Annotated in this window: 23 protein-coding genes; 21 read left to right on the forward strand and 2 right to left on the reverse strand. The window is 61.7% G+C overall.

Annotation, left to right across the window (positions count from 1 at the left end; all coding sequences use genetic code 11):
* The first annotated feature begins 2 nt into the window (after positions 1-2).
* From hemE to PPRO_RS03030, 4 genes are all read left to right on the forward strand, one after another.
* The gene (hemE, locus tag PPRO_RS03015; RefSeq protein ID WP_011734563.1) at positions 3-1,025 is read left to right on the forward strand and encodes a uroporphyrinogen decarboxylase; all 1,023 of its coding nucleotides are present in this window, start codon (positions 3-5) and stop codon (positions 1,023-1,025) included.
* Positions 1,022-1,501 (forward strand): WbuC family cupin fold metalloprotein, encoded by a 480-nt coding sequence (locus tag PPRO_RS03020; RefSeq protein ID WP_011734564.1) that lies wholly within the window; start codon positions 1,022-1,024, stop codon positions 1,499-1,501. Before hemE ends, PPRO_RS03020 begins: the two co-directional genes overlap by 4 nt.
* Entirely contained in the window at positions 1,498-2,130 is a 633-nt protein-coding gene (locus PPRO_RS03025; protein WP_011734565.1) for an SH3 domain-containing protein, read from the forward strand. Before PPRO_RS03020 ends, PPRO_RS03025 begins: the two co-directional genes overlap by 4 nt.
* Positions 2,131-2,444: 314 nt before the next feature.
* On the forward strand, positions 2,445-3,749 hold the full coding sequence (locus PPRO_RS03030; protein WP_011734566.1) for a pyridoxal phosphate-dependent aminotransferase: 1,305 nt from the start codon (positions 2,445-2,447) through the stop codon (positions 3,747-3,749).
* A 127-nt stretch (positions 3,750-3,876) separates the two neighbouring features.
* On the opposite strand, the gene leuD is transcribed toward PPRO_RS03030, so the two are convergent.
* Both leuD and PPRO_RS03040 read right to left on the reverse strand, forming a co-directional pair.
* Positions 3,877-4,404 carry a 3-isopropylmalate dehydratase small subunit gene (leuD, locus tag PPRO_RS03035; protein WP_011734567.1) on the reverse strand — a complete coding sequence of 176 codons (528 nt, stop codon included), beginning with the start codon at positions 4,402-4,404 and terminating at the stop codon, positions 3,877-3,879.
* 127 nt (positions 4,405-4,531) lie between these two features.
* Entirely contained in the window at positions 4,532-5,815 is a 1,284-nt protein-coding gene (locus PPRO_RS03040; protein WP_011734568.1) for a 3-isopropylmalate dehydratase large subunit, read from the reverse strand.
* 181 nt (positions 5,816-5,996) lie between these two features.
* Here PPRO_RS03040 and larB point away from each other — a divergent pair, with 181 nt between their 5' ends.
* The 17 genes from larB to PPRO_RS03125 all read left to right on the forward strand — a co-directional run bounded on the left by larB (position 5,997) and on the right by PPRO_RS03125 (position 22,803).
* Positions 5,997-6,746, forward strand: coding sequence for a nickel pincer cofactor biosynthesis protein LarB (gene larB / locus PPRO_RS03045; RefSeq protein ID WP_011734569.1), 750 nt, complete (start codon positions 5,997-5,999; stop codon positions 6,744-6,746).
* Positions 6,743-7,921, forward strand: coding sequence for a nickel pincer cofactor biosynthesis protein LarC (gene larC / locus PPRO_RS03050; RefSeq protein WP_011734570.1), 1,179 nt, complete (start codon positions 6,743-6,745; stop codon positions 7,919-7,921). Before larB ends, larC begins: the two co-directional genes overlap by 4 nt.
* 7 nt (positions 7,922-7,928) lie before the next feature.
* Complete coding sequence (locus PPRO_RS03055; RefSeq protein WP_011734571.1) at positions 7,929-9,182, forward strand: CinA family nicotinamide mononucleotide deamidase-related protein; 1,254 nt, start codon at positions 7,929-7,931, stop codon at positions 9,180-9,182.
* A gap of 306 nt (positions 9,183-9,488) precedes the next feature.
* Positions 9,489-9,860 (forward strand): NADH-quinone oxidoreductase subunit A, encoded by a 372-nt coding sequence (locus PPRO_RS03060; protein ID WP_011734572.1) that lies wholly within the window; start codon positions 9,489-9,491, stop codon positions 9,858-9,860.
* Positions 9,851-10,342: an NADH-quinone oxidoreductase subunit NuoB gene (gene nuoB / locus PPRO_RS03065; RefSeq protein WP_011734573.1), complete on the forward strand. Its 492-nt coding sequence runs from the start codon at positions 9,851-9,853 to the stop codon at positions 10,340-10,342. Before PPRO_RS03060 ends, nuoB begins: the two co-directional genes overlap by 10 nt.
* Positions 10,343-10,540: 198 nt before the next feature.
* Positions 10,541-11,005 (forward strand): NADH-quinone oxidoreductase subunit C, encoded by a 465-nt coding sequence (locus tag PPRO_RS03070; protein ID WP_011734574.1) that lies wholly within the window; start codon positions 10,541-10,543, stop codon positions 11,003-11,005.
* 9 nt (positions 11,006-11,014) lie between these two features.
* A complete protein-coding gene (nuoD, locus tag PPRO_RS03075; protein ID WP_011734575.1) occupies positions 11,015-12,226 on the forward strand; it encodes an NADH dehydrogenase (quinone) subunit D in 1,212 nt (403 codons plus the stop codon).
* Positions 12,223-12,687 (forward strand): NADH-quinone oxidoreductase subunit NuoE family protein, encoded by a 465-nt coding sequence (locus PPRO_RS03080; protein ID WP_011734576.1) that lies wholly within the window; start codon positions 12,223-12,225, stop codon positions 12,685-12,687. The genes nuoD and PPRO_RS03080 overlap by 4 nt, the downstream gene beginning before the upstream one ends.
* Positions 12,684-13,967: an NADH-quinone oxidoreductase subunit NuoF gene (gene nuoF, locus PPRO_RS03085; protein WP_011734577.1), complete on the forward strand. Its 1,284-nt coding sequence runs from the start codon at positions 12,684-12,686 to the stop codon at positions 13,965-13,967. The genes PPRO_RS03080 and nuoF overlap by 4 nt, the downstream gene beginning before the upstream one ends.
* A gap of 7 nt (positions 13,968-13,974) precedes the next feature.
* A complete protein-coding gene (locus tag PPRO_RS03090; protein WP_011734578.1) occupies positions 13,975-15,381 on the forward strand; it encodes a 2Fe-2S iron-sulfur cluster-binding protein in 1,407 nt (468 codons plus the stop codon).
* A complete protein-coding gene (locus PPRO_RS03095; protein WP_011734579.1) occupies positions 15,378-16,547 on the forward strand; it encodes a complex I subunit 1/NuoH family protein in 1,170 nt (389 codons plus the stop codon). Before PPRO_RS03090 ends, PPRO_RS03095 begins: the two co-directional genes overlap by 4 nt.
* A 1-nt stretch (position 16,548) precedes the next feature.
* A complete protein-coding gene (locus tag PPRO_RS03100) occupies positions 16,549-17,109 on the forward strand; it encodes a 4Fe-4S dicluster domain-containing protein (RefSeq protein WP_011734580.1) in 561 nt (186 codons plus the stop codon).
* On the forward strand, positions 17,106-17,600 hold the full coding sequence (locus PPRO_RS19275; RefSeq protein WP_011734581.1) for an NADH-quinone oxidoreductase subunit J family protein: 495 nt from the start codon (positions 17,106-17,108) through the stop codon (positions 17,598-17,600). Before PPRO_RS03100 ends, PPRO_RS19275 begins: the two co-directional genes overlap by 4 nt.
* Positions 17,600-17,902: an NADH-quinone oxidoreductase subunit NuoK gene (nuoK, locus tag PPRO_RS03110; protein ID WP_011734582.1), complete on the forward strand. Its 303-nt coding sequence runs from the start codon at positions 17,600-17,602 to the stop codon at positions 17,900-17,902. Before PPRO_RS19275 ends, nuoK begins: the two co-directional genes overlap by 1 nt.
* A gap of 3 nt (positions 17,903-17,905) precedes the next feature.
* Positions 17,906-19,825 (forward strand): NADH-quinone oxidoreductase subunit L, encoded by a 1,920-nt coding sequence (gene nuoL, locus PPRO_RS03115; protein WP_011734583.1) that lies wholly within the window; start codon positions 17,906-17,908, stop codon positions 19,823-19,825.
* Positions 19,818-21,422 (forward strand): complex I subunit 4 family protein, encoded by a 1,605-nt coding sequence (locus PPRO_RS03120; protein ID WP_011734584.1) that lies wholly within the window; start codon positions 19,818-19,820, stop codon positions 21,420-21,422. The genes nuoL and PPRO_RS03120 overlap by 8 nt, the downstream gene beginning before the upstream one ends.
* Positions 21,412-22,803: an NADH-quinone oxidoreductase subunit N gene (locus PPRO_RS03125; RefSeq protein ID WP_011734585.1), complete on the forward strand. Its 1,392-nt coding sequence runs from the start codon at positions 21,412-21,414 to the stop codon at positions 22,801-22,803. Before PPRO_RS03120 ends, PPRO_RS03125 begins: the two co-directional genes overlap by 11 nt.
* Positions 22,804-22,941 lie beyond the last annotated feature (138 nt).

Raw genomic sequence — 22,941 nt, forward strand, 5'->3', positions numbered from 1 at the left:
ACATGAACACACGTTTTCTCGATGCCTGCTGGGGTAAGCCGGTGGACCGGGTGCCGGTCTGGCTGATGCGCCAGGCTGGGCGTTACCTTCCGGAGTACATGGCCGTGCGCTCCCGCTGCACCTTCCTGGAACTGTGCAAGACCCCAGAACTGGCCGCGCAGGTCAGCCTCCAGCCGGTGGACATCCTGGGAGTCGATGCCGCCATCCTCTTCTCCGATATCCTGACGCCGGTGGAACCCATGGGGATGAAACTGGATTTCGTGCCGGGACCGGTCTTCGAGAAACCGGTGCGCTGCATGGCCGACGTTGAGCGGCTGCGCATTCCCCGCATGGAAGACGATCTCCCCTTTGTCTTCGACATCATCAGAATCCTGCGTCGGGAACTGGCCGACAGGGTGCCGCTGATCGGGTTCGGCGGGGCACCCTTCACCCTGGCCTGCTACATGGTGGAGGGGAAGGGCTCCAAGGACTTTGTCCAGATCAAGCGCATGATGTACTCCGCGCCGGACGTCTACGCGGCGTTGATGGAAAAGATCACCACCATGAGCATGGAATACCTGAACGCCCAGATCGCTGCCGGCGCCCAGGCCATCCAGATCTTCGATACCTGGGGCGGCATCCTCTCGCCGTCGGACTACCGCACCCATGTGCTGCCCCATACCACCAGGCTGATCAACGGCCTGAACCGCCTCACAACGCCGGTGATTCACTTCGTCAAGGGGGCCGGAACCATGCTGGAGACGGTCAGGGAGGCGGGGGGAGACGTTATCGGCCTGGACTGGCATGTCGATCTGGCAACGGCGCGGAACCAGCTCGGCCCCGGCGTGGCGGTGCAGGGCAACCTGGACCCCACGGTGCTCTTCGCCCCCCAGGCGGTCATCGAACAGCAGGTGCAACGGGTGCTTGATGAAAACAGGGGCCTCCCCGGCTTTATCTTCAACCTGGGGCACGGCATCCTGCCCACGGTCCCGGCGGAGAACGCCCGCTTCATGGTCCAGTGCGTGCAACGGCTGTCGCGATCATGAAGGTCATCAGCCGGCAACTGCTGGGCCAGGTGACGGAGCAGGCGCGTGCTTCTGCTCGTCTGCGCTTCAACCACAACCTCCACCCCGCTGACGAATCCCGCTGCCATCGCCTGCTGAACGCCATGGAACCCGGCTCCTACATCCGCCCCCATTGCCACCTGGACCCGGAGAAGGACGAGGGGTTCATCCTGATGGAGGGACGCATGGGGATCATCACCTTTTCCCCCGCAGGGGAGGTTGACCGGCTGGTCCTGCTTTCCCGGCAGGACGGCGACCTGGCCGTGGACATCCCCCACGGCATCTACCACACTGCCGTGAGTCTCTGTCCCGGCACGGTCTTCTACGAGACCAAGGCCGGCCCCTATCTCCCCATCGCGGAGCAGGAGAAGGCGCCCTGGGCTCCGGAAGAGGGTGACCCGGCGGCCATGCCCTATCTGGAAGGGCTGCGCCGCCTGTTCGACGGGCAGGCACCATGAGGCCCCGCTTCTCCCTCCTCCCCATTGCCGTGGTTCTCTCCCTGTTGCTGCCGCTGCTCTCCACCACCCCCCTCCACGCCGCCAGGATGCGCCCCTATGCCGGCATCGGCGTCATGCTGCTGCCGCTCTCCCCTTCGCTCGTCCAGGAAGCCTACGGCGAGTTGCCGCTCTACGACCAGCCCGCCCTGGGGCGGTTGGGAACGCTGAGCAGCGCCACGCTTCCTCGTCTGGACTGGATCCTCGGCCTGGCGCCACGGAACGTCCCGGTGATGGTGATGGCCCGCCGGGGGGAGTGGCTGAGGGTGACCTATGACGATGCCGGTCGCGAGGGGTGGGTCAGACCGAGATGGCGCAATGCATTCGAGACCTGGGATGAATTGTTTGCCGACAGGAACGTGCGTCCGCTCCCCGGACTCCAGGAGCGCTACTACCGTCTCTTCAGCAGGCCGGAAGGTGAACCGCTGGCTACCCTGGCCAGCCGCCCACTGTTCAGGGTGGGGATGGTGGACGGAGACTGGTTGCGGGTGGTGGGCGCGCAGGATGCAGCCGGTTGGTTGCGCTGGCGGGACGAGGATGGCAGGATGCTGGTCGGTCTGGAGCCGGAGCAGGGTGTTTCCGGGGAACGTTGATGGCGCATCCCCCGATAAAAGCGTTGACGGGGGCAATTGCGCTGTGCTATTCAGATGAACCATGACTATGACGATTTCTGCCATTGCAGCACGAGCTATCACCGCCGCGGCGCGTTATGCCGCAGGAGTGTGCTCTGCCCGCTGATCGTCGTTGTCATTAAAGCGTATCGCATAAGCCGTGGGCAGAAGCCCCCGGCTTTTTTTTATGCCTACGCGGTCCGGTTCGGCACGTTCGCTATCATGTGGCGGACGCATCTACTCCCGCTCTCCGTGTCGAGCTGATTCCAAGAAACCATCGTGGCGGAGGAAAAAACATGCGAATCGAACTGGTACCACCCGGAGCCGGTGAACTGACCTACGAGATCAGAAACATCGTCAACGTGGCTGACAAGTTGCAGAAGCGCGGCATCAAGGTCAACTGGGAGAATATCGGTGATCCCATCGCCAAGGGGGAGATCATCCCCGCCTGGATGAAGGAGATCGTGGTCCGGGCGGTCATGGACGATTCCACCTGGGGCTACTGCCACACCCGCGGTGTGCTGGAAACCCGTGAGTTCATCTGCGACAGGACCAACAGCCGTGGCGGCGCGCACATCACGCCGGACGACATCATCTTCTTCAACGGTCTGGGTGACGCCATCGCCAAGGTCTACGGCTGCCTGCGGGCAGGCGCGCGGGTGCTGATGCCCTCACCCTCCTACACCACCCATACCGTGGGGGAAATCTATCATGCCCAGTCTGCCCCCTCCCTGTTCCGCCTAAAGCCCGAGGACAGGTGGTATCCCGATATCGACGAGATGCGCATGCACGTGCGCTACAACCCCAACATCGCCGCCATACTGATCATCAACCCGGACAATCCCACTGGCATGGTCTATACCCGGGAGATGCTGGAGCAGATCGTCGAGGTGGCCCGGGAAAACAACCTGTTCATCATCGCCGATGAGGTCTATACCAACATCGCCTACAACGGCGAAACAACGGTGCCGATCTGCGACGTGATCGGCGACGTGCCGGCCATCTCCATGCGGGGCATCTCCAAGGAACTGCCCTGGCCCGGCTCCCGTTGCGGCTGGATCGAGGTGTACAACAGCGACAAGGACGAACACTTCCGCAAGTACGTCAACCTGATCCTGAACGGAAAGATGAACGAGGTCTGTTCCACCACCCTGCCCCAGACGGTCTTTCCGGCCATCATGCGGCACCCCGAGTACCAGCCCTATCTGGCGGAGCGCATCGCCCGCTACGAGAAGATGAGCAACATCACCTACGACTACTTGAGCCAGGTGCCGGCCCTGCAGGTCAATCGCACCAACGGCGCTTTCTACATGGCGGTCGCCTTCAGGGAGGGGCTGCTCAATCATCGCCAGTCGCTTCCCATTGCCAACGCCGATGTCAGGGAGTATATCCAGGGGCTGGTCAACCAGCCGGGGGTCTCGCCGGACAAACGCTTCGTCTATCACATGCTGGCGGCAACCGGCATCTGCGTGGTGCCGCTCTCCTCCTTCTCCACGCCGCTGCAGGGGTTCCGCGTGACCCTGCTGGAAAAGGATGAGGACGAGTGCCGCCGCATCTACCAAACCCTGGCGGAGAAGATAGGCGAGTACCTGCAGTCATAGCTGCGGGTGCCGCTGCCATCGCCGTGGGTTCGCACACGCAGAAACGGGGAGAGGCCCTTGCCTCTCCCCGTTTCTGTATTCATCCCCCCTGTCAGGGAAGCGGGTAGATCCGTTTCCCTGCTCCGCCTCAGTAGTTCCTGTCCGCATAATCAACCCAGCCGCCGGCCATGACCAGCGCCTTGTCGAAGGGAGAGAGTTGGAAAACGAACTCCTCGGTCTTTCCGCCTGCGTCCAGGGCCAGGCTCTGGGCCTCGATGTCGATGCAGATCCGGGCATCGTCGTTGCCAGCCAGGGAGAACAGCCGCTCCAGGTCGGCCTGGGGCAATTCGATGGCCAGCATGCCGCAGTTGAACATGTTCTGGCGGAAGATGCGGGCGAAGGACTGGGCGATCACGGTGTTGATGCCGTTCACCTCGAACACCCAGGGGGCATGCTCGCGGGAGGAGCCGCAGCCGAAGTTGGCCCGGGAGACGATCACCCGTGCCTGTTTCAGCGTCTCCCCCTTGGGGTCGAAGCCGGCCAGCTTCAGGTCCTCCAGGATGTAGGGCTTGAGCGCTTCCTTGGTTATCTCGGTCAGATATTTGGCCGGGATGATCTCGTCGGTGTTGATGTCGGAACGGTCGAGAAAGAGGGCAGGGCCTCCAAAGGTTTTCATAGGTTCACTCCTTGGCGGATGAATTGTGGCGTAGGGGCACCCCCGTGTGGGTGCCCTGCTGTATTTGTTAGCAGGGGGAGGGGGCAAGGGCGGCCACATGGGACCGCCCCTACGGGATGGTCACCGATTACAGGTACTTTCTCGGGTCGGCGATGACCCCTTCGATGGCGCTGGCTGCAGCGGTGGCCGGCGACATCAGGTGCACCATGCCTCCCTTGCCCATCCTGCCCATGAAGTTGCGGTTGGTGGTGGCGGCGCAGACCTCCCCTTCGGCCAAGACACCGTTGGACATGCCCAGGCAGGCGCCACAGGTGGGGTTGGTGATGCAGAAACCGGCCTCCATGAAGATCTCCATCAGCCCTTCCTTCAGCGCCTCCTGGTACACCTTGGGGGTTGCCGGGGAGAGGATGCCGCGTACATGGGGGGCGAGCTTTTTCCCCTTCAGGATGCCTGCGGCGATGCGCAGGTCCTCCAGCCGGCCGTTGGTACAGGAGCCCAGGTAGATCTGGTCCACTTTTGTTCCGGCCAGCTCGGTCACCGGCTTGACCTGGTCAGGCTTGTAGCCGAAGGTGACCGTCGGCTCCAGGTTGGTGACGTCGATGTCGATCACTTGCTCGTACGAGGCGTCCGGGTCGGAGCACCATTTACCGTACTCGGCCAGGGCGGCTTCCTTGCTCTCGAACTCGTCGCTTATGAAGGGCCACAGGTAGTCAACGGTGGTCATGTCCGGCATGCAGATGCCGGAGGTGCCGCCAGCCTCGATGGCCATGTTGCACAGGGCCATGCGGGAATCCATGGTCATGGCGGCGATGGTGTCGCCGTGGAACTCCATCACCCGGTCGGTGGCGCCGTTGACGCCGATTCTGCCTATGATGTGCAGGATCACGTCCTTGGCATAGACCCCTGTGGGTAGCTGGCCAATGACGTTGAAGCGGATGGTCTTTGGCTGGCGGAAGGCGCAGACCCCCTTCAGGATGCCCACCTCCAGGTCGGTGGTGCCGATGCCGGCGGCAAAGGCGCCGAAGGCGCCGTGGGTGCAGGTGTGGGAGTCTCCCATGATCACGGTGTAGCCGGGGCGGATGAACCCTTTCTCCGGGAACAGGGCGTGGCAGACGCCGTTTGCGCCTATGTCAAAGAAGTCCGGGATGTCGTGGCGCCGGGCCCAGTCGCGCAGGATCTTTGCCTGGGTGGCAGTTTTACTGTCCTTGCTGGGGGTGACGTGGTCGATGACCGCCTTGATCTTGGTGCTGTCGAAGACCCGGTCCTTGTTACGGCGCACCAGGTCGTCGATGGCGATGGGGGTGGTGATCTCATGGCAGAGCACGACGTCCAGGCGCAGGACCTTTGTGCCGGGAAAGGGCTCGTCAACCAGGTGACTCTCGAATATCTTCTCCGCGATGGTCTTGGGCATGATTCGTTACCTCTTTCGATGCGATAGTGAAGGTTTTGTAGCAGAATTGCGGGGGGAAGTAAATCGCCCAAAGCCCATCCGCTCTCCACGAGGTGCCGGATTAGGGCAACTTTAGCGTGGCAAGCCTGGCAAGCCTGGTGTATAAACGGGAAATTCATGGAGAGGTGCGGGGAGTGCAATTGTGACACCGAACAGTATCAGGGAATTGCTGGGCGCCGTGAGTCAGGGGAAAACCTCGGTGGACGACGCCGTAGAACGCTTGCGCCATCTCCCCTTTCAGGATCTGGGCTGCGCCCAGGTGGATCACCACCGCGAGCTGCGCCAGGGAATGCCAGAGGTGATCTTCGGCGAGGGGAAGGATGCCGGCCAGATCGTTCAGATCATGACCGCCATGCATGCCACCGGGAGCAATATCCTGGTGACGCGGCTTTCCCCGGAAAAGGGCGCCGAGATCGGGACGCATTTCCCCGCTGCCCGCTATCACGACGAGGCGCGCTGCCTGACCCTGGCTCAACGCCCGCCGGAGATGCGCGGGCGGGGCACGATCCTGGTGGTATCCGCCGGCACCTCCGACATCGGGGTGGCGGCCGAGGCGCTGGTCACGGCCCGCTTCCTGGGCAATGAGGCGGAGCCGCTCTATGATGTGGGGGTGTCCGGAATCCATCGCCTGCTAGCGCGGCGCGAGATGCTCTGCTCGGCCTCGGTGATCATCGTAGTGGCCGGCATGGAGGGGGCCCTGCCATCGGTGGTGGGGGGGCTGGTGGATCGGCCGGTTATCGCCGTGCCCACTTCCGTCGGTTATGGCGCCTCCTTCGGCGGTATCGCAGCCCTGCTGGGCATGCTCAATTCCTGCGCCGCCGGTGTGACGGTGGTCAACATCGACAACGGTTTCGGCGCTGCCTGCGCGGCGAGCCTGATCAATAGAGTATGAAACATATCATCCATTTCGACTGCTTTGCCGGTATCTCCGGCGACATGACCGTTGCTGCCCTGTTGGACCTGGGGGTGCCGCTGGAGCATCTTCGGGACGAGTTGGCCCGACTCGACCTGCCGCGGGACTCCTACTCCCTCTCCATTCACCGCACCGAGCGGAGGCATCTGGCTGCGCTCAGGTTCGACGTACAGGTTCTGGATCAGCGGACAGAGCGTGGGTATGCCGCCATCGACGGGCTGATCGCCGCAAGCTCCCTCTCCGGGCCGGTCAGGGAACGGGCGCGGGCAATTTTCCGGCGTCTGGCCGAGGCAGAGGCGCTGGTGCATGGCGTGGCGGTGGGGGAGGTTCACTTTCACGAGGTCGGCGCGGTGGACTCCATCGTGGATATCGTGGGCACTGCCATCTGTCTGGATTATCTGGGGGTTGACGGCCTGTCCGCCGCACCGCTGCCGCTGGGGAGCGGTTTTGTCCACACCGCCCATGGGGTGCTGCCGGTGCCTGCCCCGGCCACGGCCGAACTGCTCAAGGGGATGGCGGTGCATGGCGAATGCGGCCCGGGAGAGCGGGTGACGCCTACCGGCGCGGCCATCCTGGCCGCCCTGGCAACCAGCGTCACTGCCCAGCCGGCCATGACCGTCACCGCCGTCGGGAGCGGCGCCGGCAGCAGGGACTTCCCCGATGTACCCAACATCCTGCGGGCCTTCCTCGGCAGGCCGGAGGGTGAAATGTCCGATGGCGTGTTGGTGGCCGAGACCAATATTGACGACTCCACGCCGGAACTGCTGGGCTATGTGATGGAACTGCTCCTGGAGGCGGGGGCGCTGGATGTGTTCTTCACTCCCATTCAGATGAAGAAGAACCGCCCTGGCGTGCAGCTCTCCTTTCTCTGTCGCTCCGGGCTGCTGGAGCGGCTGGCGGCGCTGGTGCTGGTGGAAACTTCGGCCATCGGAATCAGGCACTATCCGGTCAGCCGGACCACGCTGGAACGGTGCATGGAAGAACGGGAGACCCCCTTCGGGCCGCTCCCCTTCAAGCTGCTCTTTCACGACGGCCGGCCGCTGCGGGCCGCGCCGGAGTATGAGGCCTGCCGCAGGGTTGCCCGGGAGCGGGGCATTCCGTTGCAGGAGGTGATCAGGATTGTGTCGCAGCCAACTGTTGTGGAAGGAGGGTGATGACGTCATGAGGATTTCAACCTTGAGTATCGGAGACGAACTGATCCGTGGCCGCATTGTGGACGGCAATGCCGCCACCATTGCCGCTGCGCTGATCGGACAGGGCATGCGCGTCCAGCGGCATCTCACCGTGGGGGACAGTGAGCCCGATATCATGGATGCCCTGGCCGACCTGGGGCGCACCAGCGATGCCATAATAGTAACCGGCGGCCTCGGGCCAACGGTGGACGACCTGACCACCCATGCGGTGGCCCGGGCCACCGGACGACGCCTGGTGGTCAACGAGGAGGCCAGGGAGCACCTGCACAGGATGATGGCCCGCTTCGGCGTGCCGCCCGGCGTTCAGATCGGCGAGAAGCAGGCCATGATTCCCACCAAGACAACCCTGATTCCCAATCCCACCGGCACCGCCTGCGGATTCCACCTGATGCATAACGGCTGCTACCAGTTCTTCATGCCCGGCGTTCCCTCGGAGATGACGGTCATGCTGCACGAGTCGGTGATTCCCTTTCTGGCTGAGCGGGATACGAAGAGACGTAGCATACGTTCTCTGGACCTGAATGTGTTCGGTCTGGGAGAACCGCGAGTGGACGAACTACTGGCCGGCATTGTCCTGCCCGGCTGCGGGCTGCAACTGGGTCTCTGCGTATCGTTCCCCATGATCAGGGTCACGCTGCTGGCCGAGGCCGACAGCGTGCAGGGGGCCGAGGAGATTCTCTCCCGCGCCGCCGATGCGGCACGGGAGAGGCTGGGTGAGCATGTTTTTTCCGAAGAGAATCAGAATCTGGCGGAGGCTGCGGGCACTCTGCTCCTCCGGCAGGGGATGACCCTCGCCCTGGCCGAGTCGTGCACCGGTGGCATGATCGCCCAGCAGATCACCTCCGTGGCCGGCTGTTCGGGCTATTTCCTGGAGGGGGCGGTGACCTACGGCAATGTCGCCAAGAGTCGCCGCCTGGGCGTGGCGGCGGAACTTATCGACGGGAAGGGCGCCGTGAGCAGCGAGGTGGCCGAGGCCATGGCCAAGGGGATCCGCGCTTCGGCCGGCAGCGACCTGGGGCTGGCGGTTACCGGCATCGCCGGACCCGATGGCGGTACGGAGGAGAAGCCGGTGGGTACGGTCTACATCTCCCTGGCAACGGCGGATGGCTGTCGCACGGAGCGCTTCCTGTTCGGCCGCGGTCGCGACGATATCCGTATCCTGACCACCTGGACCGCCCTGGACTGGATCAGGCGCTACCTGCTGCAGCGTTCGGCAGTCTGAGACGCCCTCTTTCCCGCCGCTGATGCGCTTTGCGTGGTTACTGGTGCGCGCGCCAGGGATATCCGTCATGCCCTCCCCCTGTGTAGTTGTTTCACCGTGTGGATTGGTTGTTTTGTGAGTGGGGTATTTGTCGGAAAGGGTACTGCTTTTTAATAGTTGCTTGACTTGTCCGTTGATAATGTGTATTACTGTTTCCGCTTTTTGGCTGGTGTTTTCTTTGTTTTTTTGTGATCGCTGAAACCGCATTTCTTTTTTGTGCGGTTTGTGTCGGGGCTGAGATTTAAACGGCAAGGATGAGTGACTGATATGGATATGAGCCCGTACTTTTCGTTTTTTCTGTTTCTTCTGGCGTCGGTCGGTTTTGTCGGTTTGATTGTCGGTCTGAACGCGCTCCTTGGTCCGCGCAGCGAGCCGAGCGCCATCAAGCTGGAGCCGTTCGAGTGCGGTTCCAACCCCCTGCAACAGCGCAACGTCCGTCCGCTGTCCATCAAGTACTACCCCATCGCCATCTTTTTTCTTCTGTTCGATCTGGAAGCCGTGCTTCTGTTCATCTGGGCGGTATCCGCCGGCAACCGCGACATGGCCACGCTCTCGTTGTTCTCGTTTCTGTTTTTCATGGGCGTGCTTTCTTTGGCATTCATCTATATCTGGAAGGAAGGTGGTCTTGAATGGCGATGATGGAGTATCTGACAACCCGTAAGGACGAACTGATCGGCTGGGTCCGCAAGTTCAGTATTTTTCCCTATCCCTTCGTCACCGCCTGCTGCGGCATGGAATTCATGGCCGTTGCCTCCACCCTGTACGACACCGACCGTTTCGGTGCCGCGCTTCCCCGCTTTACCCCCCGTCAGTCCGACCTTTTGATGGTAGTCGGCACCATCACCCACAAGGAAGCCCCGGTCATTAAAAGAGTCTACGACCAGATGTGCGATCCCAAATGGGTCATGGCGTTTGGCGCCTGCGCCACCAGTGGTGGTGTCTATCGCAACTACACCGTGCTTCAGGGTGTGGACCGGATCATCCCGGTGGATATCTACATCCCCGGCTGCCCGCCGCGCCCCGAGATGGTCATCGACGCCATCATGAAACTGCAGGACAAGATAGCCGGCGAGCGCCACCCGATCTTCCCGTACGAGAAACAGAACCCGGTCCCGGTCTGATTCCGGGAAGCGAGTAACATTATCTCACACGAAGCCACGAAGAAAGCAAACACGCGGTTAGAGCCTTCTGTTTGTTCGTCAGGTTTTCTTCGTGAACTTCGTGACTTCGTGTGCGTAATTGTTTTACCCGGTTAAACGGATCCGCGTTCCATTTTGCTTTTGTGAAGTCATTCTTTCCTGACAGTAAGAGAGAACTCCATGGTCAACGAGACAATACGCACCACCGTCAGTGAGTTGTACGATCGATCCTGGGACAGTCACGGCATGCTGGTCCTTGAGACCGACGCCGGCCGTATCCTTCCCCTGATCACCCGCCTGAAGCGCTCCTTCTACTTCGATCTTCTTCTGGACATAACCGGCGTGGACTATCCCGAGCGGGACCCTCGCTTCGACGTCGTCTACCACCTGTACAGCCCGCGCAACAACGTGCGGGTCAGGATCAAGGTACCGGTCACGGAAGCCGAGCCCAACGTCCCGACCCTAACCGGCCTGTACGGTTCGGCCCGCTACATCGAGCGCGAAGTGCACGAGATGTACGGCATCGTCTCCATCGGCAACGACGACCTTCGTCCGATCCTTTTGTACGAAGGGTTCGAAGGCCATCCCCTGCGTAAAGACTACCCCATCGACAGGGAACAACCCATCGTCGAATATCGGAAATAGGTGAACAGCGTGGAATACAAATCCCCGGTACGATCAAACCTGGAACAGACCGCCGACCCGAACCATGTTCTGGTCAACATGGGTCCCTCCCATCCGGCCACCCACGGCACCATACAGATCATCGCCGCCCTGGACGGAGAGAGAGTCGCCAAAGCCGACATCCACTGCGGCTACCTGCACCGTGGCTTCGAGAAGGAATCGGAGCACCACACCTACCACAAGATCATCCCCTTCACCGACCGTTTGAACTACTGCTCGGCCCTGAACAACAACTTCGCCTACGTGGAAGGTGTGGAGAAACTCTTAGGCATCGAACTCACGCCGCGCTGCATCTACCTGCGCACGCTCCTGGCCGAATACAACCGGGTCGCCGACCACGTCACCTGCGTTGCTGCCACTGTCATGGAAATGGGCGCCATGACCGCGTTTTTGTACCTGATGACCATCCGCGACTATATCTTCGAGCACTTGAATCAGCTCACCGGCGCGCGCCTCACCTACTCCTTTGCCCGTGTCGGCGGCTTAAAGAACGACCTGCCCGACGGCTGGCTGGAGCGGCTGGAAGAGATCCTGCAGTTCACCGAGAAGTACTGCGGCCGCATCCACGGGCTTCTGGACCGTAACCGCATCTTCATCGACCGTACCCGCGACGTGGGCGCCATGAGTCCCGAGCACGCGCTCAACTGGGGCTACACCGGCCCGATCCTGCGCTCCACCGGCGCCAAGATCGACATCAGGAAAGACAACCCGTATCTCGCCTATGCCGACCTTGACTTCGAAGTCCCCGTCGGTATCAAGGGGGACAACTACGACCGTTACTACGTGCGCATGCGCGAGATCGACGAATCAATCTCCATGGTCAGGCAGTGCATGAAGAAACTTCCCGACGGCCCGGTCAACATCGACGACCGCCGGATCATGTATCCCACCAAAGACAAGGTCTACACCAAGATCGAATACCTGATCAGCCACTTCAAACTGGTCATCGACGGCATCCAGGTACCTGCCGGCGAAATCTACGTAAGCCACGAAGCGCCCAACGGCGAGCTCGGCTTCTACCTGATCAGCGACGGCAGCGGCCGTCCCTACAAACTGCATGTCAGAAGTCCCAGCTTCGCGCACATGGGTGGCATGCACACCCTGCTGGAGGGATATCAAGTCGCCGACGTCATCGCCACCTTCGGCTCCATGAACATGATCGGCGGGGAGTGTGACCGATGAGCTGTATAGAAGAGAAATTCGCCCAATTGCGCGCCACCTACCCCAAGGAGCTGAACTCCTCCCTGGTCATGCCTTTCTTAAGGATCATGCTGGACGAGAAGAAGAGCCTTGGCGAGAGCGACGCCGTCTTCATCGCCAACTACCTGGGTCTTCCGGCCATGCAGGTCAAAGAAGCGCTCACCTGGTACACCATGTTCTACCGCCACCCGGTGGGCACGCACGTCATCAAGGTCTGCCGCAACATCGCCTGCTCCCTCATGGGCGCCGAGCGGATCATCGACCACCTCTCCCAGAAACTGGGTATCAAACCGGGCGAGACCACCGCTGACGGCCGTTTCACCCTGCTTCTCGTCGAATGCCTGGCCTCCTGCGGCACCGCCCCGGTCATGCAGATCGACGACACCTATCACGAGCAACTGACCGAAGCAAAAATCGATCAGATCTTGAAGGGGCTTTCATGACAAGCGAGAGAATCTTCTTCAATTTCCCCGTAACCGCCGACTCCCATACGCTTAAAGCGTACCAGGGGCGTGGCGGCTACCAGGCCCTTGAGAACGCCCTCAAGACCCTGCAGCCCATCGACGTGGAGAAGGAAGTCATGGCATCGGGTCTTCGTGGCCGCGGCGGCGCCGGCTTCCCCACCGGCAGCAAATGGTCCTTCGTCAACAAGAAGGCCCCCGTCGTCTACCTCTGCTGCAACGCCGACGAAGGGGAGCCGGGCACCTTCAAAGACCGCTGGATCTTCGAGCACAACTCCCACCAGCTCATCGAAGGGATGATCCTGGCCGCCTACGCGCTTAACGTCAGAAACGCCTTCATCTACATCAGGGGTGAATTCGACCTCTCCTTCAGAAGGCTCATGGACGCCATGAGTGAGGCCTACAAAGCCGGCTACCTGGGCGAGAACATCCTGGGCAGCTCCTTCTCCTGCGACATCCGGGTCATGCAGGGTGGCGGCGCCTACGTCTGCGGCGAGGAATCCAGCCTTTATACATCCATCGAAGGCTTCAAGGGCTACCCGCGCAACAAGCCGCCCTTCCCGGCCGTGCAGGGCCTCTACAAAGCCCCCACCGTCGTCAACAACGTGGAGACCTTGGCCAACGTTCCCTGGATCATGACCAACGGCGCCAAGGCCTTTAGCGCCATGGGCACCGAGAAGCACCCCGGCACCAAGATCTTCGGCGTCTCCGGCCACGTCAAAAAACCGGGCCTGTATGAACTTCCCCTGGGCTACCCCTTAAAGAAACTGATCTTCGAGGAGTGCGGCGGAATCCTGAACGGCAAAGAGCTCAAAGCCGTCATCCCGGGCGGCTCCTCCACCCCGATTCTCTTGCCCCAAGACGTGGAGACCGCCAACCTGGATGCCGAATGCCTCTCCACCTACCGCACCATGCTCGGTTCCGGCGGGGTCATCGTCATCGCCGAAGGGGTCTGCATGGTCAGACTGCTGCACACGCTAAGCCGCTTCTACGCCCACGAATCCTGCGGCCAGTGCACCCCCTGCCGCGAGGGAAGCGCCTGGATGAACGACATCATCAGCCGCATCGTAGCTGGCAAGGGAGTCAAGGGAGACCTGGAGAGTCTGGAGCGGATCACCAAGGGCATCATGGGCAACACCGTCTGCGCCCTGGGCGACGCCGCCTCCATGCCGGTCATAAACTTCATCACGAAATTCAGAGCGGAATTCGACTACTACATCGAACACGGTCGTTCCATGAACGACGGTCGTTTGGAAATCTGAAGGCGCCATGATTGAACTAAAGATCGACAACCAAGTCATCGAGACGCAGGAAGGCGAAACCGTAATGGAAGCGGCGCTCAGGCACGGCATCCATATTCCCCACCTCTGCTATCACCCCTGCCTCTCCATCGCCGGTAACTGCCGCATCTGCCTGGTGCAGGTCAACGGTCGTCCCAAACTCATGCCGGCCTGCAACCTGCCCATCACCCCGGGAATGGAGATCGAAACGGACAGCGAACCGGTTCGGGCCGCCCGGCGTGCCGTCATGCAGTTCATCACCTTAAACCACCCGGTGGACTGCGGCATCTGCGACAAGGCGGGCGAGTGCCGGCTGCAGGAATACCAGATGAAGTACGGGGCGGATGAACCGTTCAACATCGATGCCAAGCACCACAAGCCCAAGTTCTACGACCTCTCCGACAGGATCGTCTACGACGCCGAGCGCTGCATCCTCTGCAGCCGCTGCGTGCGCTTCACCCGCGAAGTCTCCGGCTCCTTCCAGTTGGGCATCGTCGAGCGGGGCAGCCACTCCCGGGTCGAGCGCCTGGACCAGGGGACCTTCGACGACCCCTACTCGGACAACGTCACCACCATCTGTCCCGTGGGAGCGCTCCTCTCCCGCGACTTCCTCTACAAGAGCCGGGTCTGGTACCTGGAGCCGGTTCGTTCCGTCTGTCCCGGCTGCGCCAGGGGCTGCAGCATCAACATCTGGAAACGGGCCCACCACTGGCATCTGCGCGCCCTGGGCGAAGAGAAAAACCGCATGGTCTATAGGGTCACGCCGTGCGACAACCCGGAGATCAACGGTCCCTGGATCTGCAACAAAGGCTTCGACCTGCCCAAAGAACTCATGAAACGCCCCAGGGCGCTGCGTCCCCTGGTGCACGGCGCCTTCGTCGGCCTGGAAGAAACCATCGGCGAAGCCAAACGGCTCATCTCCCAGGCATCGAGCCCGGCCATCCTGGTCTCGGCGTGGGCCTCCAACGAAGAGCTGGCCGCCTTCAAACAGCACCTGGGCGAGCGCTTCACCGTCTACACCCGCCAGGACGCAGGCCCCGAGAAAGGGGAGATCGTCGAAGACAACGTCCTGATCAAGGGTGACAAGAACCCCAACAGCAGAGGCGTGGCAGACCTGTTCGGTAGCCAGGCCTACAGCCAGGCCGGCCACGACCTGGTCATCGTCTGGGGCGAAGGGGTCAGACTCTCCGACCTGGGCAGCGCCACCGTCATCCAGCTGTCCTCCTTTGAGAACGCCCAGGACAAAAACGCCGACATCCTGATCCCCATCTCCACCTTCATGGAGCGGAGCGGGAGCTTCACCAACTTCGAAGGCACGGCGAACTGTTTTGACAAAGTGTTCGACAAACCGGAGCTGGTCCAGCATGCCGGCGAACTGTTCGGGAGGCTCGCATGATACAGGACCTGATCGTCTACCTCATCTTCATGGGCTACGCCATCGCCGTCATGGCCGGCGTCGCCACCATCTTCACCTGGGTGGAGCGCAAGCAGTCGGCCATCATGGCCGACCGCATCGGCGCCAACCGCTGCTACCTGCGCATCCCCTTCACCAACGTCAAGATCGTTGCCTGGGGCCTCATCCACGGTATCGCCGACGGCAGCAAGATGCTCTTAAAGGAGAACTTCACCCCCACCACCTACGACCGCTTCTGCTACAACCTGGCCCCCTGGCTGGCCCTCGCCCCGGTGCTCCTGGTCTTCTCCGCCATCCCCTTCGGCGGGACGCTTGTCCCGGGCAAACTGATCGACCCGGCCAGCTTCCCCCAGCTCTCCCAGATCATGGTCAACTTCTTCGGGGACAAGAGCTATGTCATGCAGGTAGCCCGACTTGACGCCGGCATCCTGGTGATCCTGGCCATCTCCGGCATCGGCATCCTGGGCACCATGCTGGCCGGCTGGTCCTCCAACAACAAATTCTCCCTGCTGGGCGCCGCCCGCGCCGCCTCGCAGATGATCTCCTACGAAGTCTCCATGGGTCTGGCTTTAATCAGCCTGGTGGTCACCTACGGCACCCTGGATCTCAACGACATGGTGGTCTGGCAGTCGGGCCTGCTCTTCGGCGTACTTCCCGCCTGGGGCATCATCCTGCAGCCCCTGGCCTTTGTGCTGTTCCTCACCGCCTGCATCGCCGAGAACAAACGCGTCCCCTTCGACCTTCCGGAATGTGAATCGGAACTGGTTTCCGGCTACTTCACCGAATACACCGCCATGAAGATGGGTATCTTCATGCTCAGTGAATTCATCGAGATCGTCGTCGTCTCGGCGCTTCTGGTCACCGTCTTTCTGGGCGGCTACAACCTGCCGTACTTAACCGACGCCGGGTTCGTGCTCCCCATGGGCAAAACCATCGCCCTGTCCCATGCAACTGTTGTCCTTGTGCAGATAGTCACCTTCCTGGTGAAGGTATTCCTGATCGGCTGCTTCCAGATCCAGATTCGCTGGTCCGTGCCCCGTTTCCGCTATGACCAGCTCATGCGATTCGGCTGGAAGTTCCTGCTTCCCCTGGCCGCCCTGAACCTCGTTGCCACGGCATGTGTCCGCTGGTTCACGCTGAAAGGATGATATGAAGAAAGAGTACTGGAATAAGCCAACCATGGATCTGTGGGATCGCCTCTACATCTTCGAGGTGATCCGCGGGCTCTGCATCACCGGATCGGTCTTCTTCGGCAACATGTGGAAATGGCTCACCTTCCGCAAGGGTGCCTTAACCGCCTACTATCCGGAAGAACTGCGGGCCGACTACTCCAGCGCCAACCGGGGCCGGCACCTCCTGACCACGCGTGCCGACGGCAAGGTACAGTGCGTATCGTGCAACATGTGCGCCACGGTCTGCCCTGCCTACTGCATCGAGATCCAGTCCGCCGCCGACTTTAACGACCCGTTCCACCCCAAGTCCCCGGACCGGTTCGAGATCGACTACTCGCGCTGCATCTTCTGCGGTTTCTGTGTCGAAGCCTGCCCCGAAGACGCCATCCGCATGTCCAAGGACACGCCCAACTTCCCCGGCTTCGACCGGGAGAACATGTGGGCCACCCAGGACCTGCTCATGAACTGGCAGCCTGCGAGTGACGCGGCCAAGAGCTACCCCGGCTCCGGTCAGGCCCATCAGGAGGTTCATCCGTGATCGACGTCTTCATCGCCTTCTTCAGTCTGCTGGCGGTCATCTTCGCCGCTCTGGTCCTGACACTGCGTCAGCCCATGCGCTGCGCCCTGGCCCTGGTCAGCCACATGATCTGCCTTGCCGGCATCTACGCCGCCCTTGGCGCCCATGTCATCGCCATGTTCCAGGTCCTGATCTACGTCGGCGCCGTCATGGTCTTCATGGTCTACACCATCATGCTGCTTGACGACCGCGACGACTCCTACCGCCACCCCTATGCCCGGAAGATCGTCCCGGCTGTCGTGGTTGGCTTGGGCTTCGCCGCCGTTGTCTGGGCCGCCATCGGCTACCTGCCCGCGCAGCCCGCCGCTGCCGCGCCGGCCGTCGACCCCTTCACCTTCGCCGCCTTTTCGCTTTCGTTCATGAAGTACTACTGGTTTCACTTCGAACTTGCCACCGTGCTGCTCCTGATCGGCGTCGTCGCCGCCTGGACCGCGGTCAAGGAGGGGCTCTAATGGATCGGTATCAATTCCTGACTACCCTTGCGGGACTCATCTTCTCCCTGGGTCTTCTGGGAGTCGTCCTTCGCCGCAACCTGCTGGTGGTCATGATGTGCCTGGAAATCCTGCTCAACGCCGTTGTGTTAAGCTTCGTCGGCTTCGCCGTCAGAAGCCAGACCCTGCCGGGCATCGCCATGACCTTCTTCATCTACGTCGCCGCATCCTGCGAAATCGCCCTGGCCATGGCCATCGTCGTACTGCTTGTCAAACGCCGCGGTTCACTGGATCTGGGCGCACACCAGGAACTGAAAGGGTAGGCAATGATCAAACTGACGCTCATACCGCTCCTGCCGTTGTTGGGCTTTTTGTTCAACGGCCTCTTCGGCAACCGTCTTCCCCGCTGGGTGGTCTCCACCATCGCCTGCGGGCTGCCTGCGCTCTCCTTCCTGGTCACGCTGGTCCTGTACAGTAGCCTCGTCGCCACGGGCCAGCCCATAGCCGAGACCCTCTACACCTGGGTGGCCCTGGATCCGCTCAACGTGGACGTGGCCTTCTACCTGGACCAGGCCTCCGCCGTCATGTGCCTGGTGGTCACCGGGGTCGGTACCCTGATCCACCTGTACTCCGTGGGCTACATGTCCCATGACGAAGACCAGCCGCGCTACTTCGCGTACCTGAACCTGTTTTTGTTCTTCATGCTCATGCTGGTCCTGGGCAAGAACATGATCATGCTCTTCGCCGGCTGGGAAGGGGTGGGTCTGGCCTCCTACCTGCTCATCGGCTTCTGGTACCAGGACGACGAGAAATCCGCCGCCGGCATGAAAGCCTTCATCGTCAACCGCGTAGGCGACACCGGCTTTGTCCTGGCCGCGCTTCTGATCTTCTCCTACTCCCACACCCTTGACTTCCAGGGGATAAACGCCTACTTCGGTACGGCCGGGCTTCCGGTCTCCACCATGAACCTGATCGGGATCCTGCTCTTGATCGGCGCCTGCGGCAAATCGGCCCAGATTCCGCTCCATGTCTGGCTGCCCGACGCCATGGCCGGCCCCACCCCGGTCTCGGCCCTGATCCACGCCGCCACCATGGTCACCGCCGGCGTGTATCTCCTCTCCCGCATGAACGGTGTCCTCTTGCAGGCCCCCGGCGCCATGCAGGTCGTCATGTGGGGCGGGGCACTCACCGCCTTTGTGGGCGCCACCATGGGTCTCACCCAGTACAACCTGAAGAAAGTGCTGGCCTACTCCACCATGAGCCAGATCGGCTACATGTTCATGGCCTGCGGCCTGGGCTCCTTCTCCGCCGCCATGTTCCACCTGTACAGCCATGCCTTCTTCAAAGCCTGCCTGTTCCTCGGCGCCGGCGCCGTCCTGCACGCCCTGCACGGCGAAGAAGACATGAGGAAAATGGGCGGCCTGGCCAAGAAGATGCCCCTCACCTTTGTCACCTTCCTGGCGGGCAGCCTGGCCCTGTGCGGCGTGCCCCCCTTTGCCGGCTTCTTCTCCAAGGACGAGATCCTCTGGAGCGCCTTTGCCTCGGCCCACGGCGGCTCCACCGCCCTGTGGCTGGTGGGCGCAGTCGCCGCCGGCATGACCTCCTTCTACATGTTCCGGGCCATCATCATGACCTTCTTTGGTCAAGACAACGTGCCCGCGAAACTGAAACACGGCATCCACGAGCCCCCCTTCAGCATGGCCATCGTCCTGATCATCTTAGGCGTAAGCTCCGTCGCTGCCGGCTTCATCGGCCTGCCCCAGGTACTGGCCGACAAGTTTGGCTTCGGCTCCCCCTTCTTCAGCTTCCTTGAACCGGTCTTCGGTCACCACGCCCTGAAAGCGGGCGTCACCCACCAGACCGAACTCATGTTCATGGGTATCTCCATCGCCATCGCCCTGGGCGGCATCTTCCTGGCATGGGTCTTCTACGGCCTGAACCCGGCCCTGCCCGAAGCCATCAAGAAGAAAGCCGGCTGCATCTACACTACCATCAGCCAGGGATACTACTTCGACGCCATCTACGAGAAAGTCATCGTCAAATCCCTGGACACGCTATCGGACTCAGTACTCTACAACATAGCGGAGAAACTCTTGAACTACGTCACCATCGTCAAAGCAGGAGCCACAGCGCGCTACAGCGCCAACCTCCTCTCCCGCATGCAGAGCGGCAACGTCCAGGCCTATGTGCTCTACGCCCTGGCCGGGCTGGCCCTGATCATCTGGTGGGGGGTGGCCAATGCCTAGCAACGGTCTTCTAATCCTCGCCCTGTTCTGCCTGCCGCTGGTGGGCGCCCTGGCCGTACCGTTTCTGCCCGCAAGCGAAAACGGTAAAATCGCCCGCATGTGGGGCATGCTCTGCATGCTGGCTGTGCTGGTCATGGCAGGCGGCATCTTCGCCGGCTTCGGCACCCCCTGCCTGCCCGCCTCCCTGCTTGACCTGAACATCCCCTGGGTGGGGAGCCTTGGCATCAACTTCCACCTGGCCGTGGATGGCCTGAACATCTACCTGCTGCTTCTCACCGGACTGCTCTTCCCGGTGGTGCTGGGCTGCTGCTGGAAACGGCCGGAGACCCAGAACAACCTGTTTGTCGCCATGGCGCTCTTCCTGGAGGCGACCCTTCTCGGCACCTTCCTGGCCCAGAACCTGATGCTCTTCTTCGTCTTCTGGGAAGTGGTCCTGATCCCCATGTTCATCATCGTCCTTGCCTTTGGCGGTGAGAACAAGCGCTCCGCCGCCTTCACCTTCTTCATGTACACCATGGCAGGCAGTATCCTCTTTCTGGCCGCCGTCATCATGATGGGCATGGAGAGCCTGAACCAGACAGGTGCCTGGAACTTCGAATTCGCACATCTCATGGCCCTGAAACTTGACTGGAACACGCAGCTGTTCGTCTTCATCGCCGTCATGCTGGCCTGCGCCATCAAGTGCCCGCTGTTCCCGTTCCACTCCTGGCTGCCCTTGGCCTATTACGAAGCTCCTCCGGCAGGCACCGCCCTCATGGCCGGCGCCCTGTCCAAGATGGGCGCCTTCGGCATCATCAAACTGGCCTTACCCTTGTGCCCCGACGTTGCCCGGGCCTTCGGACCCACGGTCATGCTCTTTGCCGTGATCAGCATCCTCTACGGCGCCATCATCGCCCTGAAACAGACCGACTTCAAGAAGCTGGTCGCCTTCTCGTCCCTGTCCCACATGGGCTACATCGTCCTGGGCATCTTCAGCTTCCACCAGGCCGCCATCCACGGTGCCCTGTTCCAGATCTTGAGCCACGGCGTCGCCGTTGCCGGCCTGTTCCTGCTCCTGGGACTTCTGGAACTGCGCCTGGGCAGGGAGTACCTGAACCTGACCGCCCTTTCCACCCATGCGCCAAGGCTTGCGGTCATGCTCATGCTCTTCATCCTGGCCTCCGTCGCGCTGCCCTTGACCAGCGGCTTCACCTCCGAATTCCTGATCCTGTTCGGCGCCTTCCAGCAGGGCATCGCCGCCTTCCAGGCCAACGCCGGAGCCACCATGCTCACCAGCGTGCTTCTGGCCTCCACCGGCATGGTGCTTGGCGCAACCTACATGCTGCGCTTCGGCCGGGCCATCCTCTACGGTCAGACCAAAGAGGGGGTAGGGGTCAAGGACATGAGCCTCATGGAAGGGATCGGCTTCATCCCGCTGCTTGTCATGATCATCTGGATCGGCGTCAACCCCATGCCGATCATGAACAAGGTAACCACCGCGGTAAGCGCGCTTGGCACCCAGCCGGCAAACGCCCAGATCCAACCGGCGGCGGCACAACCGGCGGCGTCACCCGCGGCGCCCACACCATCTGTCAAGGGAGGCGCCAATGGCCACTGATCTTCTGTACGGCCTTCTGCCGGAACACATCCTCTTGGGCCTGATCCTGGTCCTCATGCTGCTGGAGATACTCAGCGTTGACAAGCGTGCCGGCAGCGCCCTGTTCATCGCCTCGCTCCTGGCCGGCGCCGGCGTCCTGGTCATGCAGCTTCAAACCGGGTACACTGCCGACATCGTCATGAATGAGATCCGCATCGACCGCTTCTCCGAGATCGGCCGCCTGATCATCGTAAGCTGCGGCGCCATCCTGGGGGTCTACTCCCTCTCCAGCGAAGCGGGGCACAAATACTGGATCCTCATCGCCTCATCGCTTCTGGGCGCCATGATCATCCTGGACAGCGCCGGCTTCATCTCGCTCTTCATGGGCATCGAGATCCTCTCGCTCCCCGGCTTCGCCCTGATGGTCCTGAACAACGGTAAATCAACCGCCTCCGAAGGCTCCATCAAGTATCTCCTGCTCTCCTCCGTGGCCACGGCACTGGTCCTGTTCGGACTCTCCTTGGTGTACGGCTCTACCGGCAACCTGAACATCAGTTCCTTCACCGCAGCCGTCGCCACCGGCGGCGTGCAGAACCTGGCCGCCAGCGTCATGATCCTCTCTGGCTTCTTCCTGAAAGCCTCCGTGTTCCCCTTCCACGGCTGGGCACCCGACGCCTACTCCAGCGCCCGTCTGCCGGTAACGGCTTTCCTGGCCTCCATCGTCAAGGCCGCCGTGGTGCTGGGCCTGGTGCGCATCCTGGGCAACGCCGTACTCAACCCGGAAGCGGTCACCGTGATTGCGCTCCTCTCCATGCTCTCCATGTTCTACGGCAACATCACCGCCATCCACCAGACCGCCTTCAAGAAGATGCTGGCCTACTCCTCCATCTCCCACGCCGGCTACATGATGTTCGCCCTGGTTGACAACACCGGAGCCAGAACCGAGGCGCTTCTGTACTACGTGGCCGTCTACGCCGTCACCACCATCACCGCCTGCGCCTGCTTCAGCATCTTGAGCGGCGAGGACGACAACCTGGACAACCTGAACGGCATCTTCAGGAAGAAGCCGGTGGCCGCCATCCTGCTTTCCCTGTGCGTACTCTCCCTGGCCGGCATCCCGCCGCTGCCAGGCTTCCTGGCCAAGTTCTTCGTCTTCAAGACCGTCATCGCCTCCGGTCACCTGACCGTCGCCGTCCTGGCCTTCGTTGCCAGCTACATCGGCACCTTCTTCTACCTGGGCGTGGTGCTGCGGATGTTCCGCTCCGACGCCGAAACCGTGGAGCAGCCAGCCAACGCCACCTGCCTCTGCTGGACCTGGGGCGGAGCGCTCCTGGGTACCCTGGCCCTGGCACTGTTCATGCTGCTCCCCAATATCTTCCACTGGGTGATGACGGGAATCTAGACACAGGTACATACCACCCTTCAAGGGCGCGTTGCCGACGGTTAAACCGTACGGTAACGCGCCTTTGATGTTTGGGGGGGAGGATAAAGCAGCATCCTGCTGTGGTGAGAAGACGGTTCCGGCGTGGTTGCATAATGG

This window comes from Pelobacter propionicus DSM 2379 (genome assembly GCF_000015045.1).
Classification (GTDB): Bacteria; Desulfobacterota; Desulfuromonadia; order Geobacterales; family Pseudopelobacteraceae; genus Pseudopelobacter; species Pseudopelobacter propionicus.

Bases quoted from the DNA above. Each gene is read 5' to 3' on its own strand.
- PPRO_RS03040 (WP_011734568.1), bottom strand. From the start codon at position 5,815: ATGCCCAAGACCATCGCGGAGAAGATATTCGAGAGTCACCTGGTTGAC.
- PPRO_RS03100 (WP_011734580.1), top strand. From the start codon at position 16,549: ATGAAGAAAGAGTACTGGAATAAGCCAACCATGGATCTGTGGGATCGC.
- nuoL (WP_011734583.1), top strand. From the start codon at position 17,906: ATGATCAAACTGACGCTCATACCGCTCCTGCCGTTGTTGGGCTTTTTG.
- PPRO_RS03095 (WP_011734579.1), top strand. From the start codon at position 15,378: ATGATACAGGACCTGATCGTCTACCTCATCTTCATGGGCTACGCCATC.
- hemE (WP_011734563.1), top strand. From the start codon at position 3: ATGAACACACGTTTTCTCGATGCCTGCTGGGGTAAGCCGGTGGACCGG.
- PPRO_RS03080 (WP_011734576.1), top strand. From the start codon at position 12,223: ATGAGCTGTATAGAAGAGAAATTCGCCCAATTGCGCGCCACCTACCCC.
- PPRO_RS03090 (WP_011734578.1), top strand. From the start codon at position 13,975: ATGATTGAACTAAAGATCGACAACCAAGTCATCGAGACGCAGGAAGGC.
- PPRO_RS03020 (WP_011734564.1), top strand. From the start codon at position 1,022: ATGAAGGTCATCAGCCGGCAACTGCTGGGCCAGGTGACGGAGCAGGCG.
- PPRO_RS03120 (WP_011734584.1), top strand. From the start codon at position 19,818: ATGCCTAGCAACGGTCTTCTAATCCTCGCCCTGTTCTGCCTGCCGCTG.
- nuoK (WP_011734582.1), top strand. From the start codon at position 17,600: ATGGATCGGTATCAATTCCTGACTACCCTTGCGGGACTCATCTTCTCC.
- leuD (WP_011734567.1), bottom strand. From the start codon at position 4,404: ATGAAAACCTTTGGAGGCCCTGCCCTCTTTCTCGACCGTTCCGACATC.
- nuoF (WP_011734577.1), top strand. From the start codon at position 12,684: ATGACAAGCGAGAGAATCTTCTTCAATTTCCCCGTAACCGCCGACTCC.
- PPRO_RS03125 (WP_011734585.1), top strand. From the start codon at position 21,412: ATGGCCACTGATCTTCTGTACGGCCTTCTGCCGGAACACATCCTCTTG.
- PPRO_RS03070 (WP_011734574.1), top strand. From the start codon at position 10,541: ATGGTCAACGAGACAATACGCACCACCGTCAGTGAGTTGTACGATCGA.
- PPRO_RS03060 (WP_011734572.1), top strand. From the start codon at position 9,489: ATGGATATGAGCCCGTACTTTTCGTTTTTTCTGTTTCTTCTGGCGTCG.
- PPRO_RS03025 (WP_011734565.1), top strand. From the start codon at position 1,498: ATGAGGCCCCGCTTCTCCCTCCTCCCCATTGCCGTGGTTCTCTCCCTG.
- nuoB (WP_011734573.1), top strand. From the start codon at position 9,851: ATGGCGATGATGGAGTATCTGACAACCCGTAAGGACGAACTGATCGGC.
- larC (WP_011734570.1), top strand. From the start codon at position 6,743: ATGAAACATATCATCCATTTCGACTGCTTTGCCGGTATCTCCGGCGAC.
- PPRO_RS03055 (WP_011734571.1), top strand. From the start codon at position 7,929: ATGAGGATTTCAACCTTGAGTATCGGAGACGAACTGATCCGTGGCCGC.
- PPRO_RS03030 (WP_011734566.1), top strand. From the start codon at position 2,445: ATGCGAATCGAACTGGTACCACCCGGAGCCGGTGAACTGACCTACGAG.